Origin of the sequence: Ruegeria sp. HKCCSA071, from assembly GCF_017872555.1 — a bacterium.
Taxonomy (GTDB): Bacteria; Pseudomonadota; Alphaproteobacteria; order Rhodobacterales; family Rhodobacteraceae; genus Ruegeria.
In genome coordinates, this window is record NZ_JAEDOX010000001.1 from 1,548,714 (window position 1) to 1,567,107 (window position 18,394).

17 protein-coding genes are annotated in these 18,394 nt (G+C 59.6%); 5 read left to right on the forward strand and 12 right to left on the reverse strand.

Features of this window, described 5'->3' with window-relative positions:
- Nucleotides 1-17 precede the first annotated feature (17 nt).
- The 4 genes from I9188_RS07680 to I9188_RS07695 form a co-directional block, all read right to left on the reverse strand.
- Nucleotides 18-893 carry a F0F1 ATP synthase subunit gamma gene (locus I9188_RS07680; protein ID WP_209504803.1) on the reverse strand — a complete coding sequence of 292 codons (876 nt, stop codon included), beginning with the start codon at nt 891-893 and terminating at the stop codon, nt 18-20.
- 12 nt (nt 894-905) lie between these two features.
- Entirely contained in the window at nt 906-2,444 is a 1,539-nt protein-coding gene (atpA, locus tag I9188_RS07685; protein ID WP_209504804.1) for a F0F1 ATP synthase subunit alpha, read from the reverse strand.
- Nucleotides 2,445-3,005, reverse strand: coding sequence for a F0F1 ATP synthase subunit delta (locus tag I9188_RS07690; protein ID WP_209504805.1), 561 nt, complete (start codon nt 3,003-3,005; stop codon nt 2,445-2,447).
- A gap of 302 nt (nt 3,006-3,307) precedes the next feature.
- On the reverse strand, nt 3,308-4,042 hold the full coding sequence (locus tag I9188_RS07695) for a class I SAM-dependent methyltransferase (RefSeq protein ID WP_209504806.1): 735 nt from the start codon (nt 4,040-4,042) through the stop codon (nt 3,308-3,310).
- Between the two features lie 61 nt (nt 4,043-4,103).
- Here I9188_RS07695 and gloB point away from each other — a divergent pair, with 61 nt between their 5' ends.
- Together gloB and clpA are read left to right on the forward strand one after the other, a co-directional pair.
- Nucleotides 4,104-4,871, forward strand: coding sequence for a hydroxyacylglutathione hydrolase (gloB, locus tag I9188_RS07700; protein WP_209504807.1), 768 nt, complete (start codon nt 4,104-4,106; stop codon nt 4,869-4,871).
- Nucleotides 4,872-5,045: 174 nt separating this feature from the next.
- Nucleotides 5,046-7,370, forward strand: a complete 2,325-nt coding sequence (gene clpA / locus I9188_RS07705) for an ATP-dependent Clp protease ATP-binding subunit ClpA (protein ID WP_209504808.1) — start codon at nt 5,046-5,048, stop codon at nt 7,368-7,370.
- A 243-nt stretch (nt 7,371-7,613) separates the two neighbouring features.
- Here clpA and I9188_RS07710 read toward each other — a convergent pair whose 3' ends face one another.
- The 3 genes from I9188_RS07710 to I9188_RS07720 all read right to left on the reverse strand — a co-directional run bounded on the left by I9188_RS07710 (nt 7,614) and on the right by I9188_RS07720 (nt 11,138).
- Complete coding sequence (locus I9188_RS07710) at nt 7,614-9,356, reverse strand: peptidoglycan -binding protein (protein WP_209504809.1); 1,743 nt, start codon at nt 9,354-9,356, stop codon at nt 7,614-7,616.
- A 3-nt stretch (nt 9,357-9,359) separates the two neighbouring features.
- Nucleotides 9,360-10,538, reverse strand: a complete 1,179-nt coding sequence (locus I9188_RS07715) for a biopolymer transporter ExbB (protein WP_209504810.1) — start codon at nt 10,536-10,538, stop codon at nt 9,360-9,362.
- A gap of 69 nt (nt 10,539-10,607) precedes the next feature.
- Nucleotides 10,608-11,138: a gamma-glutamylcyclotransferase gene (locus I9188_RS07720; RefSeq protein ID WP_209504811.1), complete on the reverse strand. Its 531-nt coding sequence runs from the start codon at nt 11,136-11,138 to the stop codon at nt 10,608-10,610.
- Nucleotides 11,139-11,205: 67 nt separating this feature from the next.
- Here I9188_RS07720 and I9188_RS07725 point away from each other — a divergent pair, with 67 nt between their 5' ends.
- Entirely contained in the window at nt 11,206-12,207 is a 1,002-nt protein-coding gene (locus tag I9188_RS07725; protein ID WP_209504812.1) for a DUF2125 domain-containing protein, read from the forward strand.
- Here I9188_RS07725 and I9188_RS07730 read toward each other — a convergent pair.
- From I9188_RS07730 to I9188_RS07745, 4 genes are all read right to left on the reverse strand, one after another.
- On the reverse strand, nt 12,204-13,055 hold the full coding sequence (locus I9188_RS07730) for an extensin family protein (protein ID WP_209599582.1): 852 nt from the start codon (nt 13,053-13,055) through the stop codon (nt 12,204-12,206). The genes I9188_RS07725 and I9188_RS07730 overlap by 4 nt on opposite strands.
- Complete coding sequence (locus I9188_RS07735; protein WP_209504814.1) at nt 13,052-13,972, reverse strand: prephenate/arogenate dehydrogenase family protein; 921 nt, start codon at nt 13,970-13,972, stop codon at nt 13,052-13,054. Before I9188_RS07735 ends, I9188_RS07730 begins: the two co-directional genes overlap by 4 nt.
- Entirely contained in the window at nt 13,969-15,054 is a 1,086-nt protein-coding gene (hisC, locus tag I9188_RS07740) for a histidinol-phosphate transaminase (RefSeq protein WP_209504815.1), read from the reverse strand. Before hisC ends, I9188_RS07735 begins: the two co-directional genes overlap by 4 nt.
- Nucleotides 15,055-15,118: 64 nt before the next feature.
- Nucleotides 15,119-16,534: an aminotransferase class V-fold PLP-dependent enzyme gene (locus tag I9188_RS07745; protein WP_209504816.1), complete on the reverse strand. Its 1,416-nt coding sequence runs from the start codon at nt 16,532-16,534 to the stop codon at nt 15,119-15,121.
- A 102-nt stretch (nt 16,535-16,636) separates the two neighbouring features.
- On the opposite strand from I9188_RS07745, the gene I9188_RS07750 reads away from it, so the two are divergent.
- Nucleotides 16,637-17,098: an Lrp/AsnC family transcriptional regulator gene (locus I9188_RS07750; protein ID WP_209504817.1), complete on the forward strand. Its 462-nt coding sequence runs from the start codon at nt 16,637-16,639 to the stop codon at nt 17,096-17,098.
- On the opposite strand, the gene I9188_RS07755 is transcribed toward I9188_RS07750, so the two are convergent.
- On the reverse strand, nt 17,099-17,971 hold the full coding sequence (locus tag I9188_RS07755) for a LysR family transcriptional regulator (RefSeq protein ID WP_209504818.1): 873 nt from the start codon (nt 17,969-17,971) through the stop codon (nt 17,099-17,101).
- A gap of 93 nt (nt 17,972-18,064) precedes the next feature.
- Between I9188_RS07755 and I9188_RS07760 the strand changes: the two genes are divergently transcribed.
- Nucleotides 18,065-18,346: a DUF1330 domain-containing protein gene (locus I9188_RS07760; protein WP_209504819.1), complete on the forward strand. Its 282-nt coding sequence runs from the start codon at nt 18,065-18,067 to the stop codon at nt 18,344-18,346.
- Nucleotides 18,347-18,394: the final 48 nt, after the last annotated feature.

Below are 18,394 nucleotides of genomic sequence, written 5' to 3' on the forward strand. Positions count from 1 at the left end.
TCGTCTCCGGTTTGTCTCTACAGCGCCTCGGCGCCGGAAATAATTTCAATCAGCTCGTTGGTGATCACGGCCTGACGCGAGCGGTTGAACTGGATCGTCAGCTTGTCGATCATCTCACCCGCGTTGCGTGTCGCGTTGTCCATTGCGGACATCCGCGCGCCCTGTTCAGACGCTCCGTTTTCGAGCAGAGCCGAGAAGATCGCGGTCGCAACCCCCTTGGGCAGCAGGTCGGCCAGAATGGCTTCTTCGCTGGGCTCGTAGTCGAAGATGGCACCGCTGTCGTCACCTTCCGATTCCTCGAACGAGGCGGGGATGACCTGCTGTGCCGTCGGGATCTGGGTCACAACGTTTACGAACTTCGCGTAGAAGATCGTAGCAACGTCGAACTCGCCCCCGTCGAAGCGGGACAGGATGTCCTTTGCGATGTCCTGCGCGTTGGAATAACCCAGACGCTTGACCTCGCTCAGGTCCACATGCCCAACGAACAGATCGCCAAAATCACGCTTGAGCGCGTCGCGGCCTTTCTTGCCGACGGTCAGGATCTTGACCGTCTTGCCCTTGCCGCGCAGCTCTTCCGCCTTTTGGCGGGCCAGCTTGGCGATGTTCGAGTTGAAGCCGCCACACAGGCCGCGTTCAGCTGTCATAACGACCAGCAGATGGACATCATCGCTGCCCGTACCCCGGAGCAGCTTGGGGGCGCTGTCGCTGCCCCCTACCGACGCCGCCAGCCCCGCCATTACGGCATTGAACCGCTCGGCATAAGGGCGTGAGGCTTCGGCAGATTCCTGGGCGCGGCGCAGTTTTGCGGCCGCGACCATCTGCATGGCCTTGGTGATCTTGCGGGTCGATTTGACCGACTCGATCCTGTTTTTAAGGTCCTTCAGACTAGGCATCGGAACCTCCTATCAAGCGAAGGTCGCGGCGTATTCGTCGATCGCTGCTTTGAGTTTGTCGGACGCGTCACCTTTAATCTTCGGATCTTCGTCGGTGATCCATTTCAGCAGGTCAGCGTGCTTGCCGCGCAGATGCGCCAGCAGGCCAGCCTCGTAGCGGCCAACATCCGACACGTCGATCTTGTCGAGGTAACCGTTGGTGCCCGCGAAGATGACGCAGACGATTTCCGCGTTGGTCAGCGGCGAATACTGCGGCTGCTTCATCAGCTCGGTCAGGCGCGCACCGCGGTTCAGCAGCTGCTGGGTTGCGGCGTCGAGGTCGGACCCAAACTGCGCAAAGGCCGCCATTTCGCGATACTGAGCCAGTTCCAGCTTGACCGGACCGGCAACCGATTTCATCGCGTCGGTCTGAGCCGACGAGCCCACACGCGAAACCGACAGACCGGTGTTCACGGCAGGACGGATGCCCTGATAGAACAGTTCGGTTTCCAAGAAGATCTGACCGTCGGTGATCGAGATCACGTTGGTCGGAATAAAGGCCGAAACGTCACCACCCTGGGTTTCGATAACCGGCAGAGCGGTCAGCGAACCTGCGCCGAAGTCTTCGTTTAGCTTCGCCGAACGTTCCAGCAGACGGGAGTGGAGGTAGAAAACGTCACCCGGATAGGCTTCGCGGCCCGGCGGGCGGCGCAGCAGCAGCGACATCTGACGATAGGACACGGCCTGTTTCGACAGGTCATCATAGATGATCAGCGCGTGACGGCCATTGTCACGGAAATATTCCGCCATCGCGGTTGCGGCATAGGGTGCCAGGAACTGCATCGGTGCCGGGTCGGACGCGGTTGCGGCGACAACGATCGAATATTCAATCGCACCGGATTCTTCCAGTTTCTTCACCAGCTGGGCAACGGTCGAACGCTTCTGACCGATCGCAACGTAAACGCAGTACAGTTTCTTCGACTCGTCATCGCCTGCGGCTTCGTTATAGACCTTCTGGTTCAGGATGGTGTCCAGAGCAACGGCGGTTTTACCGGTCTGGCGGTCACCAATAATCAGCTCGCGCTGGCCACGGCCAATCGGGATCATCGCGTCAACCGATTTCAGGCCGGTTGCCATCGGTTCGTGAACCGACTTACGCGGGATGATGCCTGGTGCCTTGACGTCCGCAACGCCGCGCTTGGTGGCATTGATCGGACCTTTGCCGTCCAGCGGGTTGCCCAGACCGTCAACAACACGGCCCAGCAGTTCATCACCGATCGGAACGTCCACGATCGAGTTGGTGCGCTTGACGGTGTCACCTTCTTTGATGTCACGGTCAGAACCGAAGATAACGACACCGACGTTGTCGCTTTCCAGGTTCAGCGCCATACCCATGATGCCGCCGGGAAATTCGACCATCTCACCGGCTTGAACGTTGTCCAGGCCATATACACGGGCAATCCCGTCACCGACGCTCAGCACGCGACCGATCTCGGCCACTTCGGCTTCCTGACCAAAATTCTTGATCTGGTCCTTCAGGATTGCAGAAATCTCTGCAGCTTGGATTCCCATTTATCCGACCTCTTTCATTGCATTCTGTAGGGAGTTCAGCTTCGAACGGATCGAACTGTCGATCATTTTCGAGCCCACTTTGACGACAAGACCGCCGATGAGGCTTTCATCAACGGTCGCATTGATAGTTACGGTCTTGCCCACACGCTCGGACAGCGTCTTGGACAGTTTTTCCAGTTGTGTCTTGGTCAGCGCCTTGGCCGAGGCGACATCGGCGGTCACTTCGCCACGCTCGTCAGCCAACATGTCGCGCAGCACCTGCACCAGTTGCGGCACAACAAACAGGCGGCGTTTCTGCGCCATCAGACCCAGCGTGTTGCGCAGGATGGCGTTCAGGCCCATCTTGTCAGCAATCGCGGTAATTGCAGCTTCCTGCTCGGCGCGTGAAACCAGCGGCGATGCGATCAGGTCACGCAGATCGGCACTGTCGCCCAGTGCTGCTGCCAGATCATTGATGCCGGATTCCAGACCCGCAAGGTCATTATTCTCTTTTGCGATCTCGAAGATCGCGGTGGCATAGCGCTCGGCGATGCCTGTGGAAATCGAAGCTGGTTCGGACACGTCCACCCTTCCGATATTTGAGGCCCCGATTTTGGGCAGCGACCGCTACCTTGGGGCGTGAGGAAACCCCGGCCAGACGGTCGGGGATCAAAATCACCGGGGATGTAGCAGAGGTGAACCAACCAAGCAATACGCTATAGCGGTAACAGATTTATCCACAAAATGTTAATTTTCATACACTTACATCAAGTGCGACCGTTTGGACCGGTCGCGGCAGTTGAAAAATGTTACGAATATGCAGGTTTTTGCGATTCCTGTGACTTTTTTCTCGCGAATTTGTCACTTTGGGATGCACGCGGTTGTCATGCAGGCTTTAGCAGACCGTCCAGCGCCTTGATCGGCTTCCTGATGGCATCTTTGGTGACATTACCCCGAGGCGGGTGAATGTTCTTTGTGACCTCGACCATCAACACCCCGCCCGCCATCACAGTTGGAATGCGCTGCCCGGTTTTTTCGATCAGACTGCCCGATTTCAACCAAAAGCGCCGGAAGGATGGCGGCATGTAAAGAGCCGAGCAATGCGCCTCGGGCAGGAAGTAGTGTGATCTGAGCTGATTTTCCAGCTGAGTGGCGGAATAGGGACGACCAAAGCCAAATGGCGTTTTGTCCGTACGTGACCACAGACCCGCCCGGTTCGGAACAATGAACACGGCCCTGCCACCGGGGCCCAAAACACGCCAGCATTCCTCGAGCAGCTGGTTTGGCCGCTCGGACGTTTCCAGCCCGTGCATCACCACCAGCTTGTCCACGTGACCGGTTTCAATGGGCCACCGGGTCTCTTCCGTCAGGACCGAGACATTGGGCATCCCCGCAGGCCAGGGCATCACACCCTGCGGGCCGGGCATCAGCCCAATGACCCGGCGCGCATCGGCCAGATAAGGGCGCAACAGCGGCACGGCAAAGCCAAAACCGGCAACGGTCTGACCTTTGGCTTCGGGCCAAAGCTGTATCAGTCGCCCGCGAATAGCCGCTTGCGCCGCGCGCCCAAGGGTGCTGCGGTAGTAGAAGTTCCTCAGATCCTGCACATCAAGATGCATTGCGGACATCCGGTCAATCGGCTTAGCTGGGCGCAGTCTAGCAATGAAAGGGCAAAAGGCCATGCCTCTTGAAATCGTTACAATCCCGTGCCTCAGCGACAATTACGCCTTTCTGGCCCATGACAGCGGCAATGGCCAGACTGCGCTGATTGACGCGCCCGAAGCCGCGCCGATTCTTGCAGCGCTGGAAGATCGGGGATGGACGTTGTCACATGTGCTGCTGACCCATCACCACTGGGATCACGTTGAAGGGCTGGCCGAAATTCTGACCCAGCACCCCGCAAGGGTCATCGGTGCGGCCGCCGACGCGCACCGCCTGCCCCCACTGGACCAGCAGGTTGCCGAAGGCGACAGCTTTGAGGTCGGTGGCGAACCGGTCGAGGTGCTGGACGTTTCGGGGCACACGGTTGGTCATGTCGCGTTTTATCTTCCGCAAAGCGCGGTCGTCTTTACCGCTGACAGCCTGATGGCGTTGGGTTGTGGGCGTCTGTTCGAAGGCAGCCCGGCGCAGATGTGGGCGTCGCTGAGCAAACTGGCCGCTTTGCCGGATGACACTCTGGTCTGTTCGGGGCATGAATATACACAATCCAACGCAAAATTCGCCATTACCGTCGATCCCGAGAACACCGCGTTGAAACAGCGAATTGCCGATATCGACCGCGCCCGCGCCGCTGGCGAAGCCACTGTTCCGTCGATTTTGGCGCTTGAGAAAGCCACCAACCCGTTCCTGAGGGTGACTGATCCGGCGATTCAGGCCCATCTTGGTTTGGCAAACGCCGATCCTGTGGAGGTTTTCGCCGAAATCCGGGGTAGAAAAGACAGGTTCTGATGCTTATTTGCCCCTCTTCACGGCCACGGTCACAACAAATGTGACTGTCAAGTGAAAGAAAACCCTTGAAGCCGGGCCACGATCAACCAAACTCTAATAGTATGAGGACATGGTTGGGATGGGGTTCCGGCCGAAAGCCCGCCCCCTTCTGACCCAAGACAGAGGAGCACCCGCGTGCCTTCATTCTCGAGCACACTGGAACAAGCCATCCACGCGGCCCTTGCGGCTGCGAATGAACGGCGACACGAATTTGCAACGCTGGAGCATTTGCTGCTGGCGCTTCTGGAAGAACCCGATGCGGTGCGCGTCATGAAAGCGTGCAGCGTTGATCTGGACGAGTTGCGCAGCACTCTGGTTGAGTTCATCGACGAGGACCTATCGAATCTGGTCACGGATATCGACGGGTCCGAAGCCGTACCAACGGCAGCGTTCCAGCGCGTCATTCAACGCGCCGCTATCCATGTGCAAAGCTCGGGCCGGACCGAAGTGACCGGCGCCAATGTGCTGGTCGCCATTTTCGCCGAACGCGAAAGCAATGCCGCCTATTTCCTGCAAGAACAGGACATGACCCGGTACGACGCGGTCAATTTCATCGCCCATGGCGTGGCCAAAGACCCTGCGTATGGCGAAAGCCGGTCGGTGTCCGGAGCGGATCAGGTGGAAGAAGAAGCTCAGTCAGGTTCCGGCGAAACGGAGCAAAAGGAAAGTGCGCTTGGGAAATACTGCATTGACCTGAACGCGAAATCGCGTGCGGGTGATGTCGATCCGCTGATAGGGCGGGCGGATGAGGTGGAACGCTGTATCCAGGTGCTGTGCCGCCGCCGCAAGAACAACCCGCTGCTGGTGGGCGATCCGGGCGTGGGCAAAACCGCCATCGCCGAAGGTCTGGCGCACAAGATCGTCGCCGGAGAGGCGCCCGATGTGCTGGCCAATACCACGATCTATTCCTTGGACATGGGCGCGCTGTTGGCCGGAACCCGCTATCGCGGCGATTTCGAGGAACGCCTGAAAGCGGTTGTAACCGAACTGGAAGAGCACCCCGACGCGGTGCTTTTCATCGACGAAATTCACACCGTGATCGGTGCCGGTGCAACCTCGGGCGGGGCGATGGATGCCTCGAACCTGTTGAAGCCAGCATTGCAGGGCGGCAAGCTGCGCACCATGGGGTCTACCACCTACAAAGAGTTTCGCCAGCATTTCGAGAAGGACCGAGCCCTGTCGCGCCGGTTCCAGAAGATCGATGTGAACGAGCCTTCGGTTGAAGACAGTGTCAAGATCCTGCGCGGTCTGAAGCCATACTTCGAAAAACATCACGACATCAAATACACCGCTGATGCGATCAAAACCGCGGTCGAGCTGTCGGCGCGTTACATCAACGACCGTAAGCTGCCCGACAAGGCCATCGATGTGATCGACGAGGCTGGCGCGGCGCAGCATCTGGTCGCGGAAAGCAAGCGGCGCAAAACCATTGGTGTCAAAGAGATCGAGGCGGTTGTCGCCAAGATCGCCCGCATCCCGCCCAAGAACGTCACCAAGGACGATGCCGAGGTGCTGAAAGACCTCGAAGCCTCGCTGAAACGGGTGGTGTTTGGTCAGAATCTGGCGATCGAGGCGCTGGCCAGCGCAATCAAGCTGGCCCGCGCCGGCCTGCGAGAGCCCGAAAAGCCCATCGGCAACTATCTGTTTGCCGGCCCGACCGGTGTGGGCAAGACCGAGGTGGCGAAACAGCTGGCGGATACGCTGGGCGTTGAACTGCTGCGTTTCGACATGTCGGAATACATGGAGAAACACGCGGTCAGCCGTCTGATCGGCGCACCTCCGGGCTATGTCGGGTTCGATCAGGGGGGCCTGCTGACCGACGGTGTCGACCAGCATCCACATTGTGTGTTGCTGCTGGACGAGATTGAAAAGGCGCACCCGGATGTGTTCAACATCCTGTTGCAGGTGATGGACCATGGGGAACTGACCGACCATAACGGCCGTACGGTGAACTTCCGCAACGTGGTACTGATCATGACCTCGAATGCGGGGGCGCAAGAGCAGGCCAAGGCCGCCATCGGGTTCGGTCGTGACCGTCGCGAGGGCGAAGACACTGCCGCGATTGAACGCATGTTCACGCCGGAATTCCGCAACCGTCTGGATGCCGTCATCTCGTTCGCACCGCTGCCGAAAGAGGTCATTTTGCAGGTGGTCGAGAAATTCGTCCTGCAACTGGAAGCGCAGTTGCTGGATCGTGGTGTGACAATCGATCTGACACCCAAAGCCGCCGAATGGCTGGCGGATAAAGGGTATGACGACAAGATGGGTGCGCGCCCGCTGGGCCGTGTCATTCAGGAACACATCAAGAAACCGCTGGCCGAAGAACTGCTGTTTGGTAAGCTGGCAAAAGGTGGTGTGGTCCGTGTCTCGGTCAAGAAGGGTGATCTGAATCTTGAGATCCTTGGCCCGGATCAACCGCGTATTTCGGGTGACAAGCCCCCGCTTCTGACGGCGGATTGATTGCCTGACGCATCAAACAGAAAACCCGCCAAACAAGGCGGGTTTTTTGTTTTGCCCAGCACAGACAAGGACTCACCCGCCTACCCCAGGGTCGCAATGGCGTCTCGGTTAGGCTGCGCGTGAAACGTCTGGCGGACATGCGCAGCCATGATTTTCTTACGGCACGGGTCACTGTGGCCCGTATCGCCAATAACCGGTTGCGGATCGGCGGCTTGTTTTCGTGGCTACCAAGGGCCAGTGGCCTTACCTTTCGGTCAGTTTCAACTCGATCCGGCGGTTTTGCGCGTGTGCCTCGGGCGTGTCAGCCGGATTGACGGGCTGGAATTCTCCAAACCCGTTAGCCGCAAGGCGGTTGGGTGGAATGCCCAGCGCGTCAACCATAAAGCGCACGACCGACAGCGCGCGACCCTGGCTGAGCTCCCAGTTGTCGCGATACCGGCCCGACCCTGCCAGAGGAACGTTGTCGGTGTGGCCGTCGACCCGGATCACCCAGTTCAGACCCGGCGGGATTTCAGCGGCAACACTACGTAGGATGTTAGCCACCTTGGCGACCTCCTGCTGCCCTTCTGCGGACAGTACGGCGGACCCGGTCGGGAACAGAACCTCGGACGAGAATACAAACCGGTCACCTTCGATGCGCACCCCCTCCTGACCGCCCAGAACGTCCCGCAGGCGACCGAAGAATTCCGAGCGATAGCGTTGCAGGTCCTCGGCCTGTGCCGCCAATTCCTGGTTCTGCCCGGCCAGTGCCTCGGCCTCGGCCTCAAGACGCAGGCGTTCCGCTTCTTCCAGCAGACGGCGCCTGCGTTCTTCGGATGCGGCACGGGCCAGCGCTGCGTTCAGGTCCTGTCCTAACGTCTGAATCTGCACCTCGGCGGCAGCGTTGCGTTCTTCGAAATCGTCAAGCAAAGCCTGCAAGGAGCCAAGTTGCCCGCGCAGGGCGGCGATCTGCTGGTTCAGCAGAGCGGCTTCTCGCTGCGCCTCGGCAGAGATTTCTTTTTCATCCGAAAGCGTCGCATTGGCGAGGTCCAGCAAGGCCAGCCGCTGCTCGGCCAGAGAGCGTTGTGCGTCGGCATCCGCCTGCGCCTGCGTCTGCGCCTGCAAAGCGGCTTCAAGCTGGGCCCGCAGTTCATCCGGGTTCACGTCACCAAACTGACGCTCCAACGCGGCACGCGCCGCCTGTGCTGCGGCCAACAGGGTGAGTGTGTCTTCGGCCTCTTTGCGTTGCGCTTCCAGCGCAAGTGTCATGGCCGTCAGCTCGGCATCGGCATCCTGAAGGCGGTTACGCAGTGCCTCGGCGGCGGCAGCTTCGGCCAGGCGGGCGGCCTCTTCATCGCTGAGCTGCTGTTCAAGGGTGGTGATCTGGGCGTCCCGGTCGGCGCTGCCTTGCTCCAGATCCGCCACCAGCGCTTCCAGTGCTTCCCGGCGGGCAGCGGCCAGACGGGCGGCTTCGGTCTGTGCGTCGATTTCCTCGCGGCTTTGGGCAAGCGCCACGTTCAGCGCCTCTTGCTCGGTCAACAGTTGCGCGCGCTGCGTTTCAAGCGCTGCAATATCGCCCAGTGCCCGTTCCTGTTCGGCCAGCAGGGCGGCAACTTGCGCTTCGAAGTTGGTGATCCGGGTCTGTGCCTGATCCAATGCGGCAGCCTGACGGTCGCGCTCGGTGGTCAGTGACGCGATCAGTGACTGGGCTTGCGCCAGATCGTCTTCGGCCTGAGACAGGGTGGTATTCAACGCCCCAAGCCGCGCCTGCAACCGGCTGTTTTCGCGTTCTTCCAGCCCCAGCGCACCCGCCAGCGCCGCGATTTCGTCGGCCAATGTGGTCAGTTCGTCTTCCTGACCCGAGATGGTTTCGCGCAGCACAAACTGGATCACCATGAAGATGGTCAGCACAAATGTCAGCACCATCAACAGCCCCGTCATCGCGTCGACGAAACCGGGCCAGACCGAGCCCTGGAACCGTTGACCGGTGCGGCGGGACAGCGCCATGGGTTATTCTCCTTCCGGCGTGGTACGCACCGCACCGCGCGGCAAGGTCAGCGCCTTGACCAGCAGTTCTATATCCTTTCGGAACTCGTTCATGCTTTCCTGACGGCCCGCCGAAATCTCTTCAAGAATGCGCAGCAGCTGCACATCCATCGAGCGCAGGCGCATCCGGCTTTCGGCGTCGATGCCTTCACCCGCGCCGTGATCGCGCATGTGATCCAGCAAGGCTTCCTGACCTAGGGCCACGCGTTCCAAAGCCGAGGTGACGCCTTCGGTATTGGCCTGACGGTTGTTCATCTCACCGATCACATCGACCAGCAAACCCAACTTGGCGGAAACCTCGGCGCGCTCGCTTTCCTGCGCTGAAAACAGATCCTGCAACGCATCCATCTGTTCTGACATGGCGTCCAGCACCGGTGTGAGCACGGCAATTTCGGCACCGCCTTCTTCTCCACCCGCGAAACCTACACGGGTGATCGAAGACAGCCATTCTTCAAGCTCGCGATAGAAACGGTTCTGGCCGTGCCCTGCGAAAACTTCGAGCAGACCGACGATCAGCGAGCCGGCCAGACCCAGCAGAGACGATCCGAACGCAACGCCCATCCCCTGCAACTGCGCTTCCAGCCCGGTCATCAGGCGGTTGAACACGGCCAGCCCTTCTTCGCCCTCTTGCGGATTAAGGCTGCGGATCGTATCGACGATGGCAGGTACGGTTGTCGCCAAACCGAAGAATGTGCCCAAAAGACCCAGATAGATCAGCACGTTGGTGATATAGCGGGTGATCTCCCGCTCTTCCTCGACCCGTTCGGCCACGGAATCCAGAATCGAGCGGGTTGAAGTGGAGCTGATCTGCGACCGCGCGCCCCGTTCGCGCAGCAATGAGGCCAAAGGAGCCAGCAATTGCGGCGTGCGGGCGTCTTCGCGCACTACACCGCCAACAAAAGCCTCGATCCAGCGCACGGATCCGATCAGTTGTGTCACCTGATAGAAACAGGCGAGAACGCCGATCAGAAACACCATCAGGATAAAGCCGTTCAGATACGGGTTGGCGAAGAACACCGGCAACACATAGGGCAGCGCCAGAAACACACCCAGCCCGGACAGGCCGATCGCCATCAACATCAACAGAATCTGCCGTGTTGGATGCGAGAAATGGGGTCTCGCGCCCTGATGTGCCTGCGCCATGCGCGTGGTTCCCGGTATTTGCCTGCTCTGCGTCGAAACTAGCGAAATTCCACTGGTGACGCCAAGAGTTTATGCGGTAATACTGCGCACCCGTTGCGCCAACCACTCAAGATCGGCGTCGCGCAGGCCGATCTCGGCCAGATGTTCGGCGGTATTGTACAGGTATTCGTCATTCGGGCCGCGCCCGCCAACCGCATGGGCGATGATCCGGGCCTGATCCTCCAACGGCATCCCGCCGCAATACTGCACATGGTCGGCATCGATCACATAGGTCACGGCGTTGACAATGTCGCCATTTTCCAGATGCACATCCAGCATACGTTCGACATAGGCCGACGAGATCAGCTCGCGCTCGCGCAGTTCGTGCAGAGTGCGGTCTTCGTGACCGGTTTCAACCGCAAGGGCCAAACCGGTGCAACTGGCGTTCGCCTGCTCGTCCAGCGCCAGCACCAGCCCCGGCTCTTCCTCGGTCCCCCGGTGGTGGATCGAGCTCATGCAGAAGGACCGGGCATAGCCATGCAGTGTCGCGCGTTCGCTGCGCGCGACCGGAAAGCCCGGATTCCACAGCAGCGATCCATAACCGAAAACCCACATCGTCATTGCACTGGTCCTTGCCCGTTTGGGCCTATAAACATCAATTCCGAGGCAGGAAAAAGGGCCAAAGCTCATGCGCCGTGTCATACGAGTGATCATTTTTATCGGCATCCTTTGGAGCGCCTATTGGTTTGTCGCCGGATATGGTCTGCGCGCGGCAATCACTGGCTGGTTTGATCAACAACAGACGCGCGGCTGGCTGGCTGATTTCTCGGACGTGGCAACGGCAGGGTATCCGACCCATCACGTGACCCGACTGAACAACCCGGCCCTTGCAGATCCGGTGAATGGCACAGCCTGGCGCGCGGACTGGATCGAATTCGAAAGCCCCGCGATCTGGCCAGGCCGGCAGGTGCTGCGGTTCGCCGAAACGCCGCAACGACTGTCTTACTACGATCAAACTTCAACGATTGTCGCCGATGAATTGATTGCGGAACTACAGTTGCAACCCGGCGTTTCGCTTGTGCTTGAAAAACTGGCGCTGACGGCAGGGGCGTGGTCGGTGACCGAGAACACCACTGCACTGGCCGCCGGGGACACCCTGAGCCTGATCATGGCGCAAACATCCCTGCCCGAAGCCTATGCCATTACCGCCCGCGCGGATGGGTTCACACCCGGTGACCGGTTGCGGGCCCTTATGAATTCGGCCGCGTCGCTGCCGCAGTCCTTCGAAACGCTGGAACTGGACATGGTCACCACGTTCAGCAAAGTCTGGGACAGATCGGCGCTGGAGGACAGCAGACCGCAGCCCGTGGCCATCGACCTGCGACTGGCCGAGATCAAATGGGGTGGATTGCGTTTGTTTGCGGCTGGGAAACTGGATTTAGACGCGCAGGGTGTTCCCAGTGGTGAGATCGCCGTCAAAGCCGAGAACTGGCGTGATATGATCGACATGGCAAACGCGGCAGGCGCCCTGCCCGATCAGGCGGTTGATCCTGTCACCCGTGCACTGAACTTTCTGGCAGGGCTGGGCGGCAACCCCAACGCACTGGACCTTCGGCTAAACTTCCGGGACGGTTTTGTCGCTCTGGGGCCGGTGCCGCTGGGCCCTGCCCCGCGGCTGATCTTGCGTTAACGGCAATACGTTCCGCTGCGGTAGCGTGCCGTATCAAGATGGAAATGATCCCGATGGTAGCTGTCCGAGTTCGGCCCCAATACAGTGCCGAACGGGCCACACGCGCCGCGCCAGATCTTCTGCAATTGCTTCTTTGACGGGTTCTTGCGCCATCCTGCGAGGACGGTCACCACCTCACCATCGGCCATTTTGAAGGCTGAAATATCGATAGCCCGTCCTTTGCCGTGCTCGGAAATCCGCGCGCCTTTGCGGTTGTTGCGGGTTCGGCAGGCATAATGAGCCGCCACCTGCAACTCGACCACGGGGCCGCGGCGTTTGAAGGTGGGTTTGACTGTCTTGTCGACCCATTTGTTCAGCGCAACGGCGGTGCCGCAATCCATTGTCGCCGGACGGCTGAGTGCCACACCGGAAACAGAGGTGATCTGCACCGCATCTTTTACGCCACAGGCCGAGTTGTTGCTGCCGACCCTGCCGACGGGCTTGCCCTGAATTGCGATATCTCCGCAAACAGACCCTTTGCGCAGCTTGCGCTTTTTGAAAAGCACCTGCTGTTCAAGCGATTCAGGTCTCATGTAAGGCATCAACGACGTATCGGGCCCCAGCAGTGGCAATTCCGAAGGTCGCGCCAGTGCAGCAGTGACCTGCGGTGAAACCGGACGTGAGATGGGGCGCAGATCGGTTATGGCCGCGACGGACACCGGGGCAACAGCGGACACAACCTGAACGTTGTGCTGGTCCAGAATCGGACGTGCAGGAGGAACCAGAGATCGTTCCAGAGGTGCTGCCTGTGTCGCCAAGGCGCACAACGCCATGATCCCGATCAGAAATTGCCCCCGGTAAAACCTCATGAACTTGCCTTTCCCCGCCCGAAATCCGGTGCGTCGGTGTCCTGCCCCGCATCGATGATGCCGCGACGAATAGCACGGGTATGGGTGAAGTAGTCAAACAAATGTTCCCCGTCCCCGGTGCGGATGGCACGTTGCAGCGCAAACAGCTCTTCCGTGAACCGGCCCAGGATTTCCAGTGTCGCGTCTTTATTGGACAGGAACACATCACGCCACATGGTCGGGTCCGATGCCGCGATGCGGGTGAAATCCCGAAAACCCGCGGCCGAGTATTTGATCACTTCACTATCGGTCACCCGGCGCAGATCGTCGGCCACACCAACCATCGTATAGGCAATCAGGTGCGGCGCATGAGAGGTCACGGCCAGAACCAGATCGTGATGATCCGCGTCCATCTCATCGACATAGGACCCCATACCTTCCCACAGCGCCCGAAGGCGGGCGATTGCATCCGGGTCAGTCCCTTCGACAGGCACCAGCAGGCACCAGCGATTATCGAACAATTTGGCAAAACCCGATTCCGGACCGGAATGCTCCGTCCCAGCCAAAGGATGCGCGGGAATGAAATGCACACCTTCGGGGACATGCGGCTGAACTGCCTGAATGACATGCTGTTTGACCGACCCCACATCCGACAGGGTCGCGCCGGGCTTGAGCACGGGTGCGATGTCTTCTGCGACGGCCCCCATTGCCCCCACAGGCACGCAAAGAACGACAAGATCCGCACCTTCGACCGCTTCGCGCGCCGTGTCACAGACGCGGTCGCATAGCCCGATTCTGCGCGCCGTGTCACGTGTCGCTTCGGACCGGGCATAGCCGGTCACTTCCCCAGCCAGGCCCCCACGCTTGATCGCCCAGAACATGGAGGAGGCAATCAGGCCCAGCCCGATCAGCGCAACCCGGTCGTATATCTGGCTCATGCTGCACCCTCTTTGAATGCTGTAATCGCCGAAACAACGCGGCGGCAGGCTTCCTCATCGCCCACGGTGATCCGCAGGGCATTCGGCAGGTTGTAGCCTGCAACCCGGCGGACAATCAAACCCTGCGTCTTCAGATAGTCGTCACAGGCCTCGGCCTCGGCCCTATCGCCAAAACGCGCGAGGATGAAGTTGGTGCAGGACGGGTCCGAGGGCACGCCGATCTTGTCCAGCTCCTCGGCCAGCCACACCCGAAGGCGCGCATTTTCGGATTGGCAGAACGTCAGGAATTCGATGTCGCTGATCGCAGCTTCGGCCGCGGCCAGGGCTGTCAAAGACAGGTTAAAGGGCTGACGCACCCGGTTCAGTACATCGATAATCGATTGGTGCGCATATCCCCAGCCGACCCGCATCCCGCCCAGCCCGTACACTTTCGAGAATGTGCGGGTCATGATCACGTTCTCATACGCATCCACCAAAGACGCGCCACCATCGAAATCGTCAACGAACTCGGCATAGGCACCGTCCAGAACCATCAGGCAGGTATCAGGCAGACCCTGCGCCAGACGGTCCAGTTCGTCGTTCGAGATCATGGTCGAGGTCGGGTTACCGGGGTTGGTGACAAACACGATCCGCGTCTGGCTGGTTACGGCGGCCAGAATGGCATCCACATCGACTTTGCGGTCGCGCTCGGCCACCATGACCGGTGCGGCACCTGCCATGCGGGCGATGATCGGGTACATGGAGAACCCGTGCTCGGTATAGATCACCTCATCCCCCGGCCCCGCATAGGCCTGAGCGATGAATTGCAGCACCTCGTCGCTGCCGACACCGCAGATGATCTGCGCAGGGTCCAGCCCGTGACGTGCGCCGATGGCCGCGCGCAAACTGGCGTGGTCGGTGTTGGGGTACCGATGCAAAGTGGCCGCGCTGTCGCGCACCGCCTCAATCGCCTTGGGGCTGGGGCCGAACGGATTCTCGTTCGAGCTCAGCTTGATCACATGCTCAACACCCGCCACATGCGACTGGCCGCCCTGATAAAGCGCGATGTCCATAATGCCGGGTTGCGGGGTGATCTTGGTCATGAGAGGCTCCGTTGAATGGGCCCCTCATACCTGTCTCAACGGATTGAGAAAAGCGGCAATTCCATCATGCGGCCTTGAAGCGCGCAGTCACCGGGTCGGCGTTGTAATAAGGCACGAATTCCTCGGTGCGGCGCGACAGGTCATTGACACTGTCGATGATGAACTGGACCGTTTCCTCGCTCATCAGGTACGAGAAATTCAGGCGTACCCAGCCGGGTTTTTTCATCTCTTCCCCCGCAGACAAGGCCGCGTGCAATGCCTCGGACGCGGCGCGATCAATCCCCAGAAGGCGGTGGGCATAAGGCCCTGCGCAGGCACAGCCGCCTCGTGCCTGAATGCCGTAGACGTCGCTGAGCATCCGGGTAAACAGCTGCTGATGCACAGGCTGTCCCGCGTTGTCGCGCACGAGGAAAGAGAAGATCGGCAGGCGATGCGGGTGATTGACCCCAAGCAAGGTCAGTTTCGGATTATCCTTCCACCCGTCCAGCGCCATCTGGTTGTACTGCGCCTCGCGCCTTGCAATTTCTTCCGTGCCGACGACATCTTTGACGATAAAGGCCAGCGCCGCGCGGATGTCGCCAATCACGTTGGGCGTTCCCGCCTCTTCCCGCGCAGACAGGTCCGCGCTGTAGTCATGCCGCCACGGTGATACGAAACTGACGGTGCCGCCACCCGGCCAGCTGGGGCAGTTCCGTTTGGCCGCGGCCCGGTTTACGATCAGAACACCCGACGCCCCCGGACCGCCCGGGAACTTGTGCGGGGAAACGACGATCGCATCCTTGCGCGCGTCCACCGGCCCCATATCCATCGGCAGGTAAGGCCCGCCCCCGGCGTAATCCCAAATCGCCACAGCGCCGTGCGCCTTGAGCAACCGTGTCACCGGATCAGGGTCTGTGACAATTCCGGTTACATTGGACGCCGCCGAAAAGGAACCGATCAGAAGATCTGCGCCTGAATGGGTCAACAGCGCGCTTTCCAGCGCCCCCAGGTCAATCCCGCCACCTTCGGCCTCGGGGATTTCAACCACAAGTGCCTTGCTTTCCCGCCAAGGCAGGATGTTCGAGTGATGCTCGTACGGACCAATCAAGACAACCGGTTGGTCGGCCTCTGCCACCCCGAGCAGGCTGACCAACCGGTTGAGCCCCGCAGTGGCGCCAGACCCGGTGAAGATCACCGCATCCTCTTCCTGGGCACCAACAATGCGGGCTATTTCCGCCCGCGCCTCGCGGCGCAGATGTGTCATGTAAGATCCGCAGTAAGAGGCCTCGGTGTGGCTGTTCGCGTAAAACGGCAACACATGTTGCGCCACAAAGTCTTCGACCTGCCGCAAGGCGCGACCCGAAGCGACGTAATCCGCATAGACAAGCGGCACGTCTCCATGCAGACCCGGGATCAGAACATTCTCTCCGATCAGCCCATCGCGCAGGTTTGAATTGTGAGCGGTGGAACAGAGTTCCGCACGAAACTTGGACAGGGACATTGCATTGGCTCCTAACTGTCCAACTAATGTGATTTATTAATCGCGTGAAAACTTCACCTATTATTGCGTAGATTTTAAAAACTTTGTGTCATATGATCAAACATGGCACAAAAATTAGATCAAATTGACACACGCCTTTTGAAAGAGCTGCAAAAGGACGCCACCCTGTCGCAACGAGAATTGGCGGATCGTGTGGGGCTTTCGCAGAACGCCTGCTGGCGCCGCCTGAAGGCTTTGAACGAAGATGGCGTCCTGATCGGCTCAACCGCCCGCATCGCACGCGAGAAATTGGGGCTGAGCCTTGTGGTCTTTGTCATGCTGCGCACGCGGCATCATTCGGCCGAGTGGCTACAGGCCTTTCGCAGCCACGTTCTGACGATCCCCGAGGTCGTGGATTTTCATCGTATCGGCGGTGACTACGATTATCAGCTGAAAGTCGTCACACAGGATATGGCGTCTTACGACAAGGTGTATCAACGGCTGATCGAAAAGGTCGAGCTGGACAGCGTCACGTCTTATTTCGCGATGGAAGCAATCGCCGAAGGTCGGCCCTTGCCGATTTGATTACGCCGTAAACAGCGGGCGTTTTTGTTTGAAAAAGGGCACCATGATATCGCGGAACGCGACCAGTCTTGCCGAAGGCCAAACATCCGAGTGCGCCACGATCCAGATATCTGCGTAGGGTTGCGGTGAAAGAACCGGAACCTGCACCAAGCCCCGAAGTGAGCGGCCCAGAAACACCGGCATGCGCACAACGCCCAACCCTGATTGTGCGGCACCCGCCATCGCAACCATGTCATCAAAACGCATATGTATGCGCGAGTTCGGATAGATATTGTCGACACCGTCCGGCAGGTTCGGCTGCTTTTCATAAAGCAACCAATCCACGGGCGCGTTCGGATCTTGCTGCATTCGCGTGGCCCATTCAGGCGTGGCAAAACAAGCGCTGTGCTGTTGCGTCAGGCGCAGACCTTTCAACGTATCGCCGGGGTTGCGGCTGATCCGGATCGCTATGTCGGCTTCGCGCCGATTAAGATCCAGAATCTCGTTTGCTGCACGCACCTGCAAAGACACAGCAGGGTGCCTTTGAGCAAAATCACCTAGCGCCGGAGCCAGCACATGGGCAATTAAGAGTTGCGGCGCAGTTAAGGTCAGTTGCCCTTCCAACCGGGCATCCCGCCCTGACAAACCACGCAGCATCGCATGTTCTGCGCTTTCCATCCGGGCAGCATATGCAGCGACAAGATGCGCTGCTTCTGTCGGCCGATACCCGTCGGTTAGCCTTTCGAACAGCACTTCGCCTGTCGCCGCTTCGGCGCGCGCTATACGGCGCGCGACAGTTGTGTAGTTGACGCCAAGCTCTTGTGCCGCGGCGGACAGGGTACGCCTGCGGACCACGGCGAGTACGGCCCGGTAATCATCCCAATGAATATCCATACATGCAAATTCGCACACCAGTGATGCAAATACACGCGTTTTCGCAAAGCAGATCACACCCTAGCTTTTGCCCACACATCAAGGAGCAAAGCCATGATCTATGCCTACGCAAAACTCACCGTAAAGAATCCCGACGCTCTGGCCGCTTATCGCGAGCAGGCCGGGCCTGCACTGGCCCGCCATGGCGGAAAGGTCGAACACGCGACTGCTGTAACAACCGCGCTGGACGGCACACCGGACTTGCCTGACGTTGCAGCCCTGCTTTCCTTTCCCAACCGGGACGCTGCACTGGGATGGATCTACGACCCGGAACTAAAAGACATTCACGAGCTGCGTCGCAGCGCAGGCGCGTCAGATATCGTTCTGCTGGGCTGAAAATGAAAAGAGCCGCACCCAAAGGTGCGGCTCTGAATTCCAGGTCGG

Coding starts and splice junctions, on each gene's coding strand:
- I9188_RS07750 (WP_209504817.1), top strand. CDS start 16,637: ATGGCACAAAAATTAGATCAAATTGACACACGCCTTTTGAAAGAGCTG.
- I9188_RS07725 (WP_209504812.1), top strand. CDS start 11,206: ATGCGCCGTGTCATACGAGTGATCATTTTTATCGGCATCCTTTGGAGC.
- atpA (WP_209504804.1), bottom strand. CDS start 2,444: ATGGGAATCCAAGCTGCAGAGATTTCTGCAATCCTGAAGGACCAGATC.
- I9188_RS07730 (WP_209599582.1), bottom strand. CDS start 13,055: ATGAGGTTTTACCGGGGGCAATTTCTGATCGGGATCATGGCGTTGTGC.
- I9188_RS07720 (WP_209504811.1), bottom strand. CDS start 11,138: ATGACGATGTGGGTTTTCGGTTATGGATCGCTGCTGTGGAATCCGGGC.
- I9188_RS07695 (WP_209504806.1), bottom strand. CDS start 4,042: ATGCATCTTGATGTGCAGGATCTGAGGAACTTCTACTACCGCAGCACC.
- I9188_RS07755 (WP_209504818.1), bottom strand. CDS start 17,971: ATGGATATTCATTGGGATGATTACCGGGCCGTACTCGCCGTGGTCCGC.
- I9188_RS07745 (WP_209504816.1), bottom strand. CDS start 16,534: ATGTCCCTGTCCAAGTTTCGTGCGGAACTCTGTTCCACCGCTCACAAT.
- gloB (WP_209504807.1), top strand. CDS start 4,104: ATGCCTCTTGAAATCGTTACAATCCCGTGCCTCAGCGACAATTACGCC.
- I9188_RS07735 (WP_209504814.1), bottom strand. CDS start 13,972: ATGAGCCAGATATACGACCGGGTTGCGCTGATCGGGCTGGGCCTGATT.
- I9188_RS07680 (WP_209504803.1), bottom strand. CDS start 893: ATGCCTAGTCTGAAGGACCTTAAAAACAGGATCGAGTCGGTCAAATCG.
- I9188_RS07760 (WP_209504819.1), top strand. CDS start 18,065: ATGATCTATGCCTACGCAAAACTCACCGTAAAGAATCCCGACGCTCTG.
- hisC (WP_209504815.1), bottom strand. CDS start 15,054: ATGACCAAGATCACCCCGCAACCCGGCATTATGGACATCGCGCTTTAT.
- I9188_RS07710 (WP_209504809.1), bottom strand. CDS start 9,356: ATGGCGCTGTCCCGCCGCACCGGTCAACGGTTCCAGGGCTCGGTCTGG.
- I9188_RS07715 (WP_209504810.1), bottom strand. CDS start 10,538: ATGGCGCAGGCACATCAGGGCGCGAGACCCCATTTCTCGCATCCAACA.